Source organism: Gordonia sp. NPDC062954, from assembly GCF_044543825.1.
GTDB classification, from domain to species: domain Bacteria; phylum Actinomycetota; class Actinomycetes; order Mycobacteriales; family Mycobacteriaceae; genus Gordonia; species Gordonia tangerina.
On sequence record NZ_JBITWL010000015.1, the window covers coordinates 71,792 to 86,472 of the forward strand.

Genomic DNA, 14,681 nt, shown 5'->3' on the forward strand with positions numbered 1-14,681 from the left:
GGTCAGCCCTTCGCGGCCGTGAGCTGCTCGGCGGTGGCGTCGAGCAATTCGTTCCACGACACCTCGAACTTCTCCACGCCCTCGTCCTCGAGGACCTTGAAGACGTCGGCGACGTCGATGCCGACAGCGGCGAGACTGTCGAAGACCTCTTGCGACTCGTTCGCCAGGCCGACGATGGATCCGGTGTTGACCCAGCCGTGATCGGCGAACGCATCCATCGTCTTGCCCGGCATGGTGTTCACCGTGTTGGGGGCGACGAGTTCGCTGACATACAGGGTGTCGGGGTAGTCGGGATTCTTCACCCCGGTCGACGCCCACAGGGCACGCTGTGGGCGGGCGCCCTGCGCGAGAAGGTCGGGGAAGCGGGACTCGACCTCGAAGACCTCCTGATAGGCCTGATAGGCGAGTCGTGCGTTGGCCAGTGCGGCTTTGCCCTTGAGGTCGGTCGCGGCCGGGGTACCGATGGCATCGAGACGCTTGTCGACCTCGGTGTCGACCCGCGAGACGAAGAACGAGGCGACCGAATGGATGGTCGAGAGGTCATGGCCCGCAGCGGCGGCCGCGTCGAGGCCGTCCAGGTAGGCGTCCATCACCTCCTTGTACCGCTCCACCGAGAAGATCAGCGTCACGTTCACGCTGATGCCCTCGGCCAGGGTGCGGGTGATCGCGGGCAGTCCGGCCTTGGTGGCGGGGATCTTGATCAGCAGGTTGGGCCGGTCGACGATCTTCCACAGTTCGACGGCCTGTGCGACGGTGGCGTCGGTTTCGTGGGCCAGTCGCGGATCCACTTCGATCGACACGCGCCCGTCGACGCCGTCGGACTCCTCGAACACCGGTGCGAGCACGTCGCAGGCGTTGCGTACGTCGTCGGTGGTGACGGTCCGGATCGTCGCGTCGACGTCGGCTCCGCGCGCGGCCAGCTCGTTGACCTGGCCGTCGTAGGCGGTTCCCTTCGACAGGGCCGCCTGGAAGATGGATGGATTCGTGGTGACTCCGACGACGGATTTGGTCTCGACCAGTTCCTTGAGGCCACCGGAGGAGATCAGTTCTCGCGACAGGTCGTCGAGCCAGACCGAGACGCCGGCCTCGGACAGTTCTGCCAGCTTTGCGTTCTGCGTCATGCTGCTATCCCTTCACGTTGGCGATCGAGCGTTGTGCGGCGGCGACGGTGGCGTCGGGTGTGATGCCGAACTCGGTGTACAGCGTCTGGTAGTCGGCGGATTCCCCGTAGTGCTCGAGTGAAACGCATTCGCCGAAGCCGCCGACGATCTTGTGCCACGACATGGCGATACCCGCCTCGACGGAGACGCGGGCTTTCACTGTCGGCGGCAGTACCTGATCGCGGTAGTTCTGGTCCTGGCTTTCGAACCACTCGACGCATGGCATGGACACGACCCGTGCGCCGATGCCCTGCGCCTCCAGCTTCTGGCCGGCGGCGACGGCGATCTCGACCTCCGAGCCGGTGGCGATGAGGATCACGTCGGGGACGGGTGTGGATGCCTCGACGAGGACGTAGCCGCCCTTCTCCACGCCCTGGGCCGAGGTGTTCTCCAACACCCCGACCTTCTGGCGGGTCAGGCACAGACCGACCGGTCCGCTGCTGCTGGACTTTTCCAGCACCGTCTTCCACGCGAACGCGGTCTCGTTCGCATCGGCCGGACGGACCACGCTGAGATTCGGGATGGCGCGCAGGGCCGACAGGTGTTCGATCGGCTGGTGGGTGGGTCCGTCCTCGCCGAGCCCGATGGAATCGTGGGTCCACACATAGATCGGATCGATGTCCATCAGCGAGGCCAACCGGACCGCCGGACGCATGTAGTCACTGAACTGCAGGAAGGTGCCACCGTAGGCGCGGGTCGGTCCATGCAGCACGATGCCGGACAGGATCGAACCCATGGCGTGCTCGCGGATGCCGAAATGCAGCGTCCGCCCGTAGGGCTCGGCGTCCCAGTCGGCGTTGGAGATCGATTCGGGACCGAAGGACTTCGCGCCCTTCATGGTCGTGTTGTTGCTGCCGGCGAGGTCGGCCGAACCGCCCCACAGCTCGGGCAGTACGGGGGCCACGGCGTTGAGCACGTCACCGGATGCGGATCGGGTGGCGACCGAGCCGCCGGGCTCCCAGCTGGGCAGCACGTCGGACCAGCCGGCGGGTAGCCGGTCCTGGCTGACCCGATCGAACAGCTCCTTGCGCGCCGGTTCGCGTTCGACCCACGCGTTGAACGACGACTCCCATTCCTGGTGCGCCGTCCGACCGCGGTCGACGAGACCGCGGGTGTGCGAGATGACCTCGTCGCTCACCTCGAAGGACTTGTCGGGGTCGAAACCCAGGATCTTCTTGGTCGCCGCAACCTCATCGGCGCCCAATGCCGAGCCGTGCACGCCACCGGTGTTCATCTTGGTGGGTGCCGGGTAGCCGATGATGGTGCGCAGCAGGATGATCGACGGTCGATCGGTGACCGATTTGGCCTCGGCTACCGCGGCCTCGATGGCGACCACGTCCTCGCCGCCCTCGACGACCTGGACGTGCCAGCCGTATGCCTCGTAGCGCTTGGCGGTGTCCTCGGAGAGCGCGATGCTGGTGCCGTGTTCGATCGAGATCTCGTTGTCGTCGTAGAACAGGATCAGGTTCCCCAGTTGTTGGGTACCCGCCAGCGACGACGCCTCGGAAGTGACGCCCTCCTCGATGTCGCCGTCGGAGGCCAGCACATAGATGTAGTGATCGAACGGGCTCTCACCCCACGCCGGCTCCGGATCGAACAGGCCCCGTTCGCGGCGGGCGGCCATCGCCATGCCCACCGCCGACGCCAAGCCCTGTCCGAGCGGTCCGGTGGTGATCTCCACGCCACGGGTGTGCCGGAACTCCGGGTGTCCCGGGGTCTTGGACTTGAAGGTGCGCAGCGCCTCGAGGTCGGCGAGTTCGAGGCCGAAGCCACCGAGGTAGAGCTGGATGTAGAGGGTGAGGCTCGAGTGCCCGCACGACAGCACGAAACGGTCGCGCCCGACCCACGCGGTGTCGGCGGGGTCGTGGCGCATCACACGCTGGAAGAGCGTGTAGGCCAGGGGAGCGAGACTCATCGCGGTGCCGGGATGGCCGCTTCCGCATTTCTGGACGGCGTCGGCGGCCAGTACCCGCACGGTGTCGACCGCGCGGGTGTCCACGTCGGTCCAATCGTCTGGGTAAGCCGGCTGGGTCAACGCGCGAATGTCATCTGTCAGCGCCACGGTCGTGGTGTCTCCTGTGCCTAGTCGGTGCGATCCGATCGCAGGTTGTCTGGTCCCGCAATCAACAGTATGTACAAGTCCACAAGGTGCTCGACGGTGTGATCCGCACGACCATCGCCATGCCGGCGACGGCGCCACGATGGCGGGGTGCAACCACACCGGCCGCGAGTACGGCAGCCACGTCGTCAAGCGTAGTCGCCCTCGCTGTGCGACTGCGCGTCGAGTGACCCGAATGGACCCGGGAGGCGATTCTTCGATCGCCAGACCCACCGTCTACCATGCTCTGTAGTAGCCCCTCGTCGAGTTCCGCGCCGAAGTATCCGAATCCGCCGTGCTCCGACGTCGTCGGGGCAGACGAGGAGAGGCCGTGAGGATTGGGGAACGTGTGAGCGGAGATCTGTCCGCTGCATCCCGCGGGTCCCATGGGTCGGTCGCGCCGGCTCCAGCCGCCGCGGGTGACTCGTTCTTGGCCCGGTCGAAGGCGACGGTGCTCGCCTACGTCGCGCTCACCAAACCGCGGGTCATCGAGCTTCTGTTGGTGGCCACGATCCCGGTGATGCTGCAGGCCGACCGTGGCCACGTCGACATCGCGTTGATCGCCGCGACCCTCTTGGGCGGCTGGCTCGGCGCGGGCAGTGCCAACACCCTGAACATGGTGGCTGACGCCGACATCGACCAGAAGATGAAGCGCACCGCGCGCCGGCCGCTGGCGCGTCACGCCGTGACCACGCGCAACGCGCTGATCTTCGGCATCGTGCTGTGGATCGCGTCGTTTGCGGTGCTGTGGTCGGCGGCGAATCTGCTCAGTGCGCTGCTGGTCACCGCGACCATCGCGTTCTACGTAGGCGTCTACACGATGATCCTCAAGCGTCGCACCTGGCAGAACGTGGTGTGGGGCGGGGCCGCCGGATGTATGCCGACCCTGGTCGGCTGGGCAGCGGTGACCGGATCCATCGGCTGGCAGCCGATCGTGCTGTTCTTGGTGATCTTCTTCTGGACACCGCCACACACCTGGGCGCTGGCGATGCGCTACAAGGAGGATTACCGGGCGGCCGGCGTGCCGATGCTGCCGGTGATCGCCACCGAGGAGCGCGTCACCCGCCAGATGGTCCTCTACACCTGGGCGACGGTGCTCAGTTCGCTTGTGCTGATCGCCGGCACGAGTTGGATCTACGCTGCGGTCGCGGTGCTCTCCGGCGGCTGGTTTGCCAGCCGTGTGCACAAGCTCTACAAGGAGACCCGGGCCGGTGCCGAAGTGGCGCCATTGAAGATCTTCCTGCAATCCAACGAGTATCTCGCCATCCTGTTCTGCGGTCTCGCCATCGATGCGGTGGTGAACCTGCCGCTGATCACCAGCTACTTCTGACTCCTCCGCATCCTCGCCGGTCGGCATCAGTCGCCGTGCGGTGACGCCCAGACCGTGGTCAGCCCGGGATCAGCACGGTCGTTCCCGTGGTCAGGCGTGACTCCAGCGCCCGGTGTGCCTCGGCGGCGTCGGCGAGGCGATGGCGCTGTCCCACCCTGATGTCGATGTCACCGTCTGCGACAGCACCCAGGAACTCGCCGGCGCGCCAACGCAGTTCTTCGGTGTCGGCTATGAAATGCCCCAGGGTCGGCCGGGTGACCGACAGCGAACCGGCCGGATTCAGACGCTGCAGATCAAACGGAGGAACCGGTCCGGACGCCGCGCCGAAGAGCACGATGATGCCGCGTACCGCGGTCGATGCCAGCGATTGTTCGAAGGTGTCGGCCCCCACACCGTCATAGGCCACCGACACCCCGCGGCCGTCGGTGAGTGACCGAACTTCCTCGGCCAGCGCGTCGCCGTATCGCACCACGTGATCGGCGCCTGCCGCTCGGGAGAGGGTCTCCTTGTCGTCCGAGGACACTGTCGTGATCACCCGCAGGCCACGACGCTTGGCCATCTGCGTCAGGATCAGACCGACTCCGCCGGCGCCGGCATGGATCAGCACGGTCTCACCCGTGGCCGGTCGAGCACTCCCGTCGAGTAGGTAGTGCGCGGTGAGTCCGCGGAGCATGGCCGATCCGGCGACATCGTCGGCCACCCCGTCCGGGATCGGCACAGCGCGGGCGGCGGGCACCGCGACCAGTTCGGCATAGCTGCCCGGCGCGTCGACCCAGCACACCCGTTGTCCGACGACCACATCGTCGACGTCGGCGCCGACCGCGGTCACCTCGCCGGCGCCCTCCGTGCCGGGCACATACGGCGGCACCGACGGGTAGAGGCCGCGGCGCAGGTAGGTGTCGATGAAGTTGACCCCGACCGCGGCGGTGCGCACGATGACCTCTCCCGGTGCGGGTATGGGGTCATCGACGGTGCCGAAATCGAGGACGTCGGGGCCGCCGTGGCGGACCACCTGGATTGCACGCATGGCACCGTTGTACCCCATCGGCCGAGAGGTGATCGCGCGTGCCATGCGCAGCGTGCCGGCCACCGGTGGGTCGACATCACGGCGGGTGGGCACCGGTATGCTCAAGCACCATGAGCGATCAGCCCGCAACCGATTCCGTCGACGCCTCCGCCCCCGCCGTCGAGGTGCCGAACGACGTCGTCGCGTCCATCAAGGGCTTCGTCGAACGCGAGGGGGGTTCGGCGAAGGTGGTTTTGCAGCCGATCGGAGCAGCCGGGGTACGCATCACGCTGGTCGGTGAGAGCGGAGGCATCCTCGGCGACCGCGTGGTGTCCGACATGGCCGTGGCCCACGCCGTGGTTGCGGCGGTGGACGGTCTCGAGACCGCAGAGTGGGACCGTGACCTCACGTCGGCGGCGAATGTCTCACCGTCGCACTACACGAAGATGGCGGGTTGGGTGGCCAACCAGAAGCGCTTCCCGAAGCCGCGTAATCGGGCGATTCTGTGAGGTTCGCGGTCTGCGTTCCGGCGCGGGCCTTGCGGGCGCTCTAGCGGCGACGCTCGGCCCGCAGGGTGCCGGCGGTGGCCGACACCTCCCCGTCGTCGTGCACCGATTCCCGGTCCACCGGCCGTGGACGGTCGCCGAACCGCAGGATCATCCACGTGGCGGCGATGAGCAGCAACGCGCTCACCGTCATGTGCGCGATCACCAGGGCGATCGGCAGACCGGTGTTGTACTGGACGACACCCAGCACACCCTGGAGGGTGATCAATCCGAGCACCACATCGGCCGTTCGGCGTTCGGGTTGGCGCATCAGGTGGGTGACCACCGCGAGCGCCACGGCAAGACCGATGAGTACGAAGACCCCGTCGGCGTGTAGCTGGGTGGCGTTGTCGGGTGCCAACCCGTTACGGGGGGCGTCGGCATCACCTGCATGCGGACCGGAACCGGTGACCACGGTGCCGAGATAGATGACCACCCACACCACGAGATAGTGCAGCCACGCGAGCCGATGCCCCAGACGTGACGCGAGGTCGGCGACCGGTGTTGCAGCGGTCCGCGGACGCATCCGGTACACGAGCACTGTCGCACCGGACACCAGCACCATCGACAACACGAAGTGCAGCGAGACGACCCAGGGGTTCAGCTGGGTCAGCACGGTGATCCCGCCGATGACGCCCTGAAAAGGGATGCCGAGGGCGAGGAGTGCGGCGAGCCAGCGGTCGCGGCGCTCGGAGCGGGCGTATCGGTACACAGCGGTGAAGGTGGCGATCGCGATCACCACCAGTACCCAGGTGAGCATGCGATTGCCGAACTCGATCACCCCGTGCATGCCCAATGCGCCGTGGGGTACGAACGAATCGTCGGTACAGCGCGGCCAGGTGGGACATCCGAGTCCGGAACCGGTCAGTCGGACGGCGCCGCCGGTCGCGACGATCCCGACGTTCGCGACCAGCAGTGCGATGCTCCACAGCCACACGAAACGAGCGGTCGGGCGCCCGAAGCCCGGAACCCGCGTGAACCTGCCGGGCCGGTCGGATGTCGATGCCGACGTCTCGGTCGCCGATGTCTCGGTTGTCGAAGGATCGGCGGCCGATCCGGCCGACCGCGTGTTGGACGTTGTCATTCGAACCGGAACCACCTCACCGCGAGCACAGCGGCCACCGCCGCCCATGCGAGCAATACACCTATGCCGAAGAAATCGATCGAACCCGCGGTCGCCTGGCCGAGGGCTTCGGTCAGCGCGCCGGATGGGACGGCGCGGGCGATCCACTGCATCGCGTCGGGAACCCGATCACCCATCACCACCAAGCTGCCGACACCGACCATCGCGAACCACAGCAGGTTGCCCAGCGCCAGCACGACCTCGGCCTTCAGTGTGCCGCCCAGCAGCAGGCCGAGCGCCGAGAAGGTGATGGTCCCGACCGCGATGACAAACGCTCCGAGGACGATGCCGAGCGCCGATGGTCGCCAGCCGAACGCGAGACCGATGGCCCCGAGGATGACGGCCTGCAGGGCGACCACGAGCACGACCGCGATCGACTTGCCCGCGATGATGCCCCAGCGGGGGATCGGTGTGGCGCCCAGTCGTTTGAGTGCGCCGTACCGCCGGTCGAAGCCCAGTGCGATCGCCTGGCCGGTGAAGGCCGTCGACATCACCGCGACCGTCATGATGGCCGGGACGAACGTGGTCGCCCGTTCGGCCGTCGACGCGCCGAGGTCAGTGTCCAACGGCAGCAGGCACAGACCGACCAGCAGCGTGATCGGGATGAACATGGTGAGCAGCAATTGCTCGCCGTTACGCAGCAGCAGCTTCAGTTCCATCCGCGACTGCGCGACGAGGATCGTCGGCAGCGATGACGCGCGTGGGCGAGGTGCGAACGTGCCGGGGGCGAACCGATTGGCGGCGGTGGTCATGAGCGCAGCGCCCGCCCGGTCAGGTCGAGGAACACGTCCGACAGGCTGCGGGTCTCCACCCGCAGATCGGTGGCGAGCACATCGATCTTCGCGAACCACGCGGTGACGGTCGCCAGGACCTGCGGACTCACCGGCCCCCGGACCAGATAGCTGCCCGGCGCCGTCTCCGTACAGCGATAGCCCTCGGGCAATGCCAGCAGCAGAAGTGAGACGTCGAGGCCGCGGGGTGCGGAGAATCGCAATTCGTTCTCGGCGCCGCGGCTGGTGAGGTCGGCAGGTGTCCCGGCGGCGACCACCCGACCGTGGTCGATGATCACCACGTCGTCGGCGAGCTCCTCGGCCTCATCCATCAGATGTGTGGTCAACAGCACCGCCACCCCATCGCTGCGCAGGCGATCGATCAGTTCCCACACCAGGATCCGGGCGTGGGCGTCGAGGCCCGCGGTCGGTTCGTCCAGGAAGACCAACTCCGGTCGTCCGACGATCGCGCACGCCAGTGACAGCCGTTGTTGCTGGCCACCGGAGAGTCGACGAAATGGTGTCCGCGCGCAATCGGCGAGACCCAGCACGTCCAGCAACCAGCCGGGATCGACGGGGTCGGCGCTGTAGGACGCGCAGAGTCGGAGCATCTCCTCGGCCCGCGCGCCCGGGTACGCGCCACCGCCCTGCAACATGACGCCGATGCGCCGCCGCAGTTCATCGTTGTTCTCGATGGGGTCGAGGCCCAGCACTCGGACGGAGCCGGCGTCGGCGGTCAGAAAGCCCTCGCAGACCTCGACGGTGGTGGTTTTCCCGGCACCGTTCGGCCCGAGCAGCGCGAGGATCGAGCCGGGCGCGAGGTGGAGGTCGAGGCCGTCGACCGCGGTGTGCGTGCCGTATCTCTTGACCAGGCCGGTGACGTGCAGAGCCGGTGTGGTCCTCGCGGCGCGATCGGTGTTCATCGGGCGACCGTCGGCCGACCGTTGCTCATCTCGCCGGTCATCGCCGTGGTACCGCTCCCGCATCGTCGTGCCGTGCACACCCGCCAGAGTATGCGGAGGGGGCCGTCGGCCAAAAATTGCATCGAACCGAGGAATCGCGTCGGTTCAGCCGGTGTGCGCATCGTCTCGTGCCGACTCCCGGTCGCGGTGGGCGCCGCGCCGCGCCCGCCACCAGCGCTGGATCGGCAGATCCTCGAAGAACAAGGCGGTCATCACCGCGACCATGATCACGCCGGCGAGAAGTCCTTGTGCCAGAACCACTCCGCTGGTGTTGGAGCTGGTGGGCATCACCACGATGGCGATGATCGCCGATACCGCGATGGTGGAGATGCGGAACCACGGGCGGGTCGCCCACGCTGCCAGTGGGATGACCGCCCACAGGAGATACCAGGCCTGCACGAACGGGAAGAAGACGACCACTGTGGCCATTGACACACCGAGTGCGCCGAGTGGATGCAGCCGTCCGCCGAGGCAGGCGAGCATCCATCGGACGATGAACACCGCGGCGATCAGTTGGCCCAACGGTCGACCGACCTCCAGGATCGCCTGCGTCTGATCGCCGAGACCCAATGCGACGCCGAGCCGGCCGGTGGTGACCGACAGCAAGGTCGGCATCGACATCCAGGAACGCACCACGTCGCCGGTGGACAGGGTGCTGGTCCAGCCGAACCCGAGGCCGGTACCGACGCAGATGCCCACCATCACCGTCACCAGCACACCGGCCAGGGTGGCCGCCGAAGCAGCGAGCGCGGCGATGGATCGACGCGATCGATCCCACCACTGGCGCACCGGTGCGTGACGCAGCGCGGGCAGGTACGCGCCCCAGCGTTGGGCGAGCGCGATGCCGACGAACCCGAGCGCCAGCATCGACGTCACCTTCACCATGGCCGACGCGGAGATCACCGCGGTGCCGGCGATCAGGATCCAACCCGCCGACGATGGCCAGATCGACCCGGGTCTGCGTAATCGATCGCTGCCGTAGATGGCGCGGAAGCACAGTTCGAGACCCACCAGCATCATGCCGAGCATCAGGGCTTCGTTGTGGATGCCGCCGACGAGATGCAGGATCAGCAACGGGTTCATCGCACCGAGCCACAGCGCGGCCACCGAGGACACCCCGCAGCGGCGGGCCAGCCGAGGCAGTGCCCACACGATCAGCGCGATGCCCACCAACGCCAGCAGCCGATGCAAAAAGATCGCAGCCGTGATGTTCTCCCCGGTCACAGCGGTGATGCCCTTGCCGAGCCAGAGGAACAGGGGGCCATAGGGGGCCGGGGTGTCGCGCCACAGGTTGGGCACCGACCGCGTCAGTACGTGGTCGACCCCGAGGCCGCGCACCGGGCTGATCACGTAGGGGTCCATCCCTCGGAACGCGATCGCGCTCTGTGCCAGATACGAGTAGATGTCCTTGGACAGCAGTGGCGGTGCGACGATGATCGGCGCGATCCACAGCATCAGGGTGCGGTCGGCTTGTCGGCGGGTCATCCGACGGTCGGGGCTGCGTCCGTGCAGGACCTCCACACCGAAGCGTCCGACGGCGAATCGGCCGATCAGCAGCCATGCCACCACGAGCATGATGGTGCCGCCGATCGACAAGGTCAGCGCCGTGCTCCACATGCGGGAGGGCAGCGAGAGCACCCGCATACCGGCCACCGGGTTCTGCAGCACGGGAATCGCGCCCGTGCCGAGCGAACCGATCAGCAGCAGAACCGACCCGGTGGCGCCGAACAGCTTGATGCGCAGCAGCCGACGGTTCTCCGCTTCGTTGAGCGGGCCGACTTCGCGCTCGTCGTCGTGGAGCCGGGCGACCGTCCTGCCGTAGTCGCCGCGCCGTTCGGTGGCGTCATCGGCGGCGCCGTTGTCTCGGCGGGGGCGGGACCGGCGCAGGCCGAGGTAGTCCACTGCCCCCCGCAGGCGCGGACCCAGCGAACGGGCCCGACCACCCGTCACTGTGGTGTCTGGCACGCCGACGACTCTAATGCCCCGGGTGGTCGCGGCGGATCCGCCACAGACAGACGGGGCGCGAACCGGTCGGATTCACCACACTAAGGCGACCCTTGCTGGCACCGGGGAAGCAATTACGTCACACTTGTGTTGTGAAAACCATGCGGAGCGATACGACGCTGCGATCAGCAGCGCATGCCGCCCCCGTGGACGGGGGAGCGGCCGGCCTCGGTCATCCCGATGGCCAGACCCGTGCTGCGGTGGTGTCACTGCTGGTCGAAGACGGACCCTTGACCGCTTCGGAGATCGCCGATCGGTTGGGGATAAGCGCTGCCGGTGTGCGCCGCCATCTGGAGGCGCTCGCCGACGCCGGTGACGTCGAGACCTCGTCGTCGGGCTTCGGCCGAGCTCACCGCGGCCGGGGAAGACCGGCCAAGTGGTTCCAGCTCACGGCCACCGGCCGGGGCAAGTTGCGGCACGCCTACGACGATCTCGCGGGTGCGGCGATGCGCCGACTGCGCGCCGTCGGCGGCGAGGCCGCGGTCGAGGAGTTCGCGCGCGATCGTGTGGAGGAGATCGTGGCCGACGTCGTGCCCGCGCAGGAATCCGGTTCGGTCGCGGACACGGTCAACGAGATCGCCGACGCGCTCACCAGCGCCGGGTTCTCGGCCAACACGCGTCAGGTGGGTACCGGGATGCAGATCTGCCAGCATCACTGCCCGGTCGCACATGTCGCCACCGAGTTCCCCGAACTGTGTGAAGCCGAGACCGCGGTGTTCACCGAACTCCTCGGCACGCACGTGCAACGTCTGGCGACCATCGCCAACGGCGACTGCGCGTGCACCACCCACGTGCCGCTGCACCCTCCGCCGGAGAGTGCCCAGGTCCCATCCGGGACCACCACGACGCAAGCGAGTGATGCACAGCCCGCATCCGCTCGAACACAGAAGACGAGTCGAAAGGCCTCGCGATGACAGTGACCGACCCGACCGCAACCGATACCGGAACACCGACGAAGCCTGCTCCGCTGACCCAAGAGGAGACCATCGCGTCGCTCGGCAACTACGGCTACGGCTGGGCCGACTCGGATGTCGCCGGCGCCAGCGCGCAGCGCGGCTTGTCCGATGCCGTCGTCGCCGACATCTCCGGCAAGAAGAACGAGCCGGAGTGGATGCTCGAGCAGCGACTCAAGGCGCTGCGCATCTTCGATCGCAAGCCGATGCCGCACTGGGGTGGCGACCTCGACGGGATCGACTTCGACAACATCAAGTACTTCGTCCGCTCCACGGAGAAGCAGGCGGCGAGCTGGGACGACCTGCCCGAGGACATCAAGAACACCTACGACAAGCTGGGCATCCCGGAGGCCGAGAAGCAGCGTCTGGTCGCTGGCGTCGCCGCCCAGTACGAGTCGGAGGTGGTCTACCACCAGATCCGCGAGGACCTCGAGGAGCAGGGCGTCATCTTCATGGACACCGACACCGGGCTGCGTGAGCATCCGGAGATCTTCCAGGAGTACTTCGGCTCGGTCATCCCGGCCGGGGACAACAAGTTCTCCGCGCTCAACACCGCGGTGTGGTCGGGTGGTTCGTTCATCTATGTGCCGCCGGGCGTGCACGTCGACATCCCGCTGCAGGCGTACTTCCGCATCAACACCGAGAACATGGGGCAGTTCGAGCGGACGCTGATCATCGTCGACGAGGGTGCCTACGTGCACTACGTCGAGGGTTGCACCGCGCCGATCTACAAGACCGACTCGCTGCACTCGGCGGTCGTCGAAATCATTGTGAAGAAGGGCGGACGCTGCCGCTACACGACCATCCAGAACTGGTCGAACAATGTCTACAACCTGGTCACCAAGCGTGCCAAGGCCGAGGCCGGCGCCACCATGGAGTGGATCGACGGCAACATCGGGTCCAAGGTCACCATGAAGTACCCGGCCGTGTGGCTGACCGGTGAGCACGCCAAGGGCGAGGTCCTCTCGGTCGCGTTCGCCGGTGAGGGGCAGCATCAGGACACCGGCTCCAAGATGGTGCATCTGGCCCCGAACACGTCGAGCAACATCGTTTCCAAGTCCGTTGCGCGCGGCGGCGGGCGAGCCTCGTACCGCGGCCTGATCAAGGTCAACAACGGTGCACACGGCAGTCGGTCCACGGTGAAATGCGATGCGCTGCTGGTCGACACGATCTCCCGCAGCGACACCTACCCGTACGTCGACATCCGTGAGGACGACGTGACCATGGGTCACGAGGCCACCGTCTCCAAGGTGAGCGACGATCAGCTCTTCTACCTCATGAGCCGTGGCCTCACCGAGGACGAGGCGATGGCCATGGTGGTGCGCGGATTCGTCGAGCCGATCGCCAAGGAACTCCCGATGGAGTACGCCCTCGAACTCAACCGCCTCATCGAACTGCAGATGGAAGGAGCCGTCGGCTGATGGCCGATCCGACTATTCCGACGACCGGCAGCCCGGCAACCAACAGCACTGCCGGCACCCCCGGACTGACCACGACGGCCGTCAACAAAGGTGAGATGTTCACCTCGTTCGACGTCGACGCTTTCGAGATCCCGAGCCCGCGCGAAGAGGTCTGGCGGTTCACGCCGTTCCGCCGCCTGCGCGGACTGCACGACGGCAAGGCCACCCGCACCGCCGAAGCGCAGGTCACGGTCGAGGGCGCCGGTGACGGCGCCTCGGTGCAGACCGTAGGGCGCGACGACGCGCGGCTCGGCGACGGCGGCGTCCCGTTCGATCGCATCGCAGCGCAGGCGTACACGTCGTTCACTCAGGCCACCGTGGTCACCGTCGGCAAAGAGGTCGATCACACCGACCCGATCACGCTGACCGTGACCGGGCCGGGCGTCGACGAGGTGGCCTTCGGTCACATCCAGATCCGGCTCGAACCGTTCGCCCGCGCCGTGGTGGTCCTCGACCAGAAGGGCAGCGGCACCTACGCGGAGAACGTCGAGTTCGTCGTTGGCGACCAGGCATCGTTGACCGTGGTGAACGTGCACGACTGGGCCGACGATGCCGTGCACGTCGCCGCCCACCATGTGCGTGCGGGTCGTGACTCGACGATTCGTCATTTCGCCGTCAGCCTCGGTGGCAACCTGGTCCGGCTCTCGCCGGTGGTGCACTACGACGCACCAGGTGGCGACGTCGAACTGTGGGGGCTCTACTTCGCCGACGCCGGCCAGCACCTCGAGCAGCGTCTACTCGTCGACCACAGTCAGCCGCACTGCCGCTCGAATGTGGTGTACAAGGGTGCGCTGCAAGGTGATACGACCGGCGATCGCACCCGCGAAGCCCACACCGTGTGGATCGGTGACGTCCTGATCCGTGCGGAAGCCGAGGGCACCGACACCTTCGAGCTCAACCGCAACCTGGTGCTGACAGATAACGCCCGCGCCGACTCGGTGCCGAACCTCGAGATCGAGACCGGAGAGATCGTCGGCGCCGGACATGCCAGCGCCACCGGACGTTTCGACGACGAACAGCTGTTCTATCTGCAGGCCCGCGGCATCCCCGAGGATCAGGCGCGTCGCCTGGTGATCCGGGGCTTCTTCCGCGAGGTCATCGCCAAGATCGGCGTCCCGGACCTGCGCGAACGGCTCGAAGCCGCGATCGAAGAAGAACTCGAACTCGCCGGCGCCTGACCCGTACCTCCGCTGATCGAGTAGCCCGAGACGCCACCCGCTGATCGAGTAGTCCGAGGCACCACCCGAGACACCACCCGCTGATCGAGTAG

General features: G+C 67.1%; 12 protein-coding genes. 5 read left to right on the forward strand and 7 right to left on the reverse strand.

Annotated elements, in window-relative coordinates; all coding sequences use genetic code 11:
- Positions 1 to 2 precede the first annotated feature (2 nt).
- Together tal and tkt are read right to left on the reverse strand one after the other, a co-directional pair.
- Positions 3 to 1,121 carry a transaldolase gene (gene tal / locus ACIGKQ_RS15270; RefSeq protein ID WP_235722052.1) on the reverse strand — a complete coding sequence of 373 codons (1,119 nt, stop codon included), beginning with the start codon at positions 1,119 to 1,121 and terminating at the stop codon, positions 3 to 5.
- Between the two features lie 4 nt (positions 1,122 to 1,125).
- Positions 1,126 to 3,222: a transketolase gene (gene tkt / locus ACIGKQ_RS15275; protein ID WP_396574332.1), complete on the reverse strand. Its 2,097-nt coding sequence runs from the start codon at positions 3,220 to 3,222 to the stop codon at positions 1,126 to 1,128.
- Between the two features lie 385 nt (positions 3,223 to 3,607).
- Between tkt and ACIGKQ_RS15280 the strand changes: the two genes are divergently transcribed.
- The gene (locus ACIGKQ_RS15280; RefSeq protein ID WP_396574334.1) at positions 3,608 to 4,588 is read left to right on the forward strand and encodes a heme o synthase; all 981 of its coding nucleotides are present in this window, start codon (positions 3,608 to 3,610) and stop codon (positions 4,586 to 4,588) included.
- A gap of 58 nt (positions 4,589 to 4,646) precedes the next feature.
- Here the strand turns inward: ACIGKQ_RS15280 and ACIGKQ_RS15285 are convergent, their stop codons facing one another.
- A complete protein-coding gene (locus ACIGKQ_RS15285) occupies positions 4,647 to 5,615 on the reverse strand; it encodes a quinone oxidoreductase (RefSeq protein ID WP_266062247.1) in 969 nt (322 codons plus the stop codon).
- A gap of 110 nt (positions 5,616 to 5,725) precedes the next feature.
- Here ACIGKQ_RS15285 and ACIGKQ_RS15290 point away from each other — a divergent pair, with 110 nt between their 5' ends.
- Complete coding sequence (locus ACIGKQ_RS15290) at positions 5,726 to 6,103, forward strand: hypothetical protein (protein WP_266062206.1); 378 nt, start codon at positions 5,726 to 5,728, stop codon at positions 6,101 to 6,103.
- 40 nt (positions 6,104 to 6,143) lie between these two features.
- On the opposite strand, the gene ACIGKQ_RS15295 is transcribed toward ACIGKQ_RS15290, so the two are convergent.
- From ACIGKQ_RS15295 to mptB, 4 genes are all read right to left on the reverse strand, one after another.
- Positions 6,144 to 7,223 carry a heme A synthase gene (locus ACIGKQ_RS15295; RefSeq protein WP_396574336.1) on the reverse strand — a complete coding sequence of 360 codons (1,080 nt, stop codon included), beginning with the start codon at positions 7,221 to 7,223 and terminating at the stop codon, positions 6,144 to 6,146.
- On the reverse strand, positions 7,220 to 8,014 hold the full coding sequence (locus tag ACIGKQ_RS15300) for an ABC transporter permease (RefSeq protein ID WP_396574338.1): 795 nt from the start codon (positions 8,012 to 8,014) through the stop codon (positions 7,220 to 7,222). The genes ACIGKQ_RS15295 and ACIGKQ_RS15300 overlap by 4 nt, the downstream gene beginning before the upstream one ends.
- Positions 8,011 to 8,955: an ABC transporter ATP-binding protein gene (locus ACIGKQ_RS15305; RefSeq protein ID WP_235722046.1), complete on the reverse strand. Its 945-nt coding sequence runs from the start codon at positions 8,953 to 8,955 to the stop codon at positions 8,011 to 8,013. Before ACIGKQ_RS15305 ends, ACIGKQ_RS15300 begins: the two co-directional genes overlap by 4 nt.
- Positions 8,956 to 9,099: 144 nt before the next feature.
- Positions 9,100 to 10,908: a polyprenol phosphomannose-dependent alpha 1,6 mannosyltransferase MptB gene (mptB, locus tag ACIGKQ_RS15310; protein WP_372512428.1), complete on the reverse strand. Its 1,809-nt coding sequence runs from the start codon at positions 10,906 to 10,908 to the stop codon at positions 9,100 to 9,102.
- 191 nt (positions 10,909 to 11,099) lie between these two features.
- Between mptB and ACIGKQ_RS15315 the strand changes: the two genes are divergently transcribed.
- The 3 genes from ACIGKQ_RS15315 to sufD are packed head-to-tail and all read left to right on the forward strand — an operon-like array spanning position 11,100 to position 14,589.
- Positions 11,100 to 11,912, forward strand: a complete 813-nt coding sequence (locus ACIGKQ_RS15315; protein WP_266062250.1) for a metalloregulator ArsR/SmtB family transcription factor — start codon at positions 11,100 to 11,102, stop codon at positions 11,910 to 11,912.
- Positions 11,909 to 13,372, forward strand: a complete 1,464-nt coding sequence (gene sufB / locus ACIGKQ_RS15320; protein ID WP_266062209.1) for a Fe-S cluster assembly protein SufB — start codon at positions 11,909 to 11,911, stop codon at positions 13,370 to 13,372. The genes ACIGKQ_RS15315 and sufB overlap by 4 nt, the downstream gene beginning before the upstream one ends.
- Positions 13,372 to 14,589 (forward strand): Fe-S cluster assembly protein SufD, encoded by a 1,218-nt coding sequence (gene sufD, locus ACIGKQ_RS15325; protein WP_235722044.1) that lies wholly within the window; start codon positions 13,372 to 13,374, stop codon positions 14,587 to 14,589. Before sufB ends, sufD begins: the two co-directional genes overlap by 1 nt.
- The last annotated feature ends 92 nt before the right edge of the window (positions 14,590 to 14,681 follow it).

Excerpts from the sequence above, each read along its gene's own strand:
- tal (WP_235722052.1), bottom strand. The coding sequence starts at position 1,121 with ATGACGCAGAACGCAAAGCTGGCAGAACTGTCCGAGGCCGGCGTCTCG.
- ACIGKQ_RS15285 (WP_266062247.1), bottom strand. The coding sequence starts at position 5,615 with ATGCGTGCAATCCAGGTGGTCCGCCACGGCGGCCCCGACGTCCTCGAT.
- ACIGKQ_RS15290 (WP_266062206.1), top strand. The coding sequence starts at position 5,726 with ATGAGCGATCAGCCCGCAACCGATTCCGTCGACGCCTCCGCCCCCGCC.
- ACIGKQ_RS15295 (WP_396574336.1), bottom strand. The coding sequence starts at position 7,223 with ATGACAACGTCCAACACGCGGTCGGCCGGATCGGCCGCCGATCCTTCG.
- ACIGKQ_RS15300 (WP_396574338.1), bottom strand. The coding sequence starts at position 8,014 with ATGACCACCGCCGCCAATCGGTTCGCCCCCGGCACGTTCGCACCTCGC.
- ACIGKQ_RS15305 (WP_235722046.1), bottom strand. The coding sequence starts at position 8,955 with ATGAACACCGATCGCGCCGCGAGGACCACACCGGCTCTGCACGTCACC.
- ACIGKQ_RS15315 (WP_266062250.1), top strand. The coding sequence starts at position 11,100 with ATGCGGAGCGATACGACGCTGCGATCAGCAGCGCATGCCGCCCCCGTG.
- sufB (WP_266062209.1), top strand. The coding sequence starts at position 11,909 with ATGACAGTGACCGACCCGACCGCAACCGATACCGGAACACCGACGAAG.
- sufD (WP_235722044.1), top strand. The coding sequence starts at position 13,372 with ATGGCCGATCCGACTATTCCGACGACCGGCAGCCCGGCAACCAACAGC.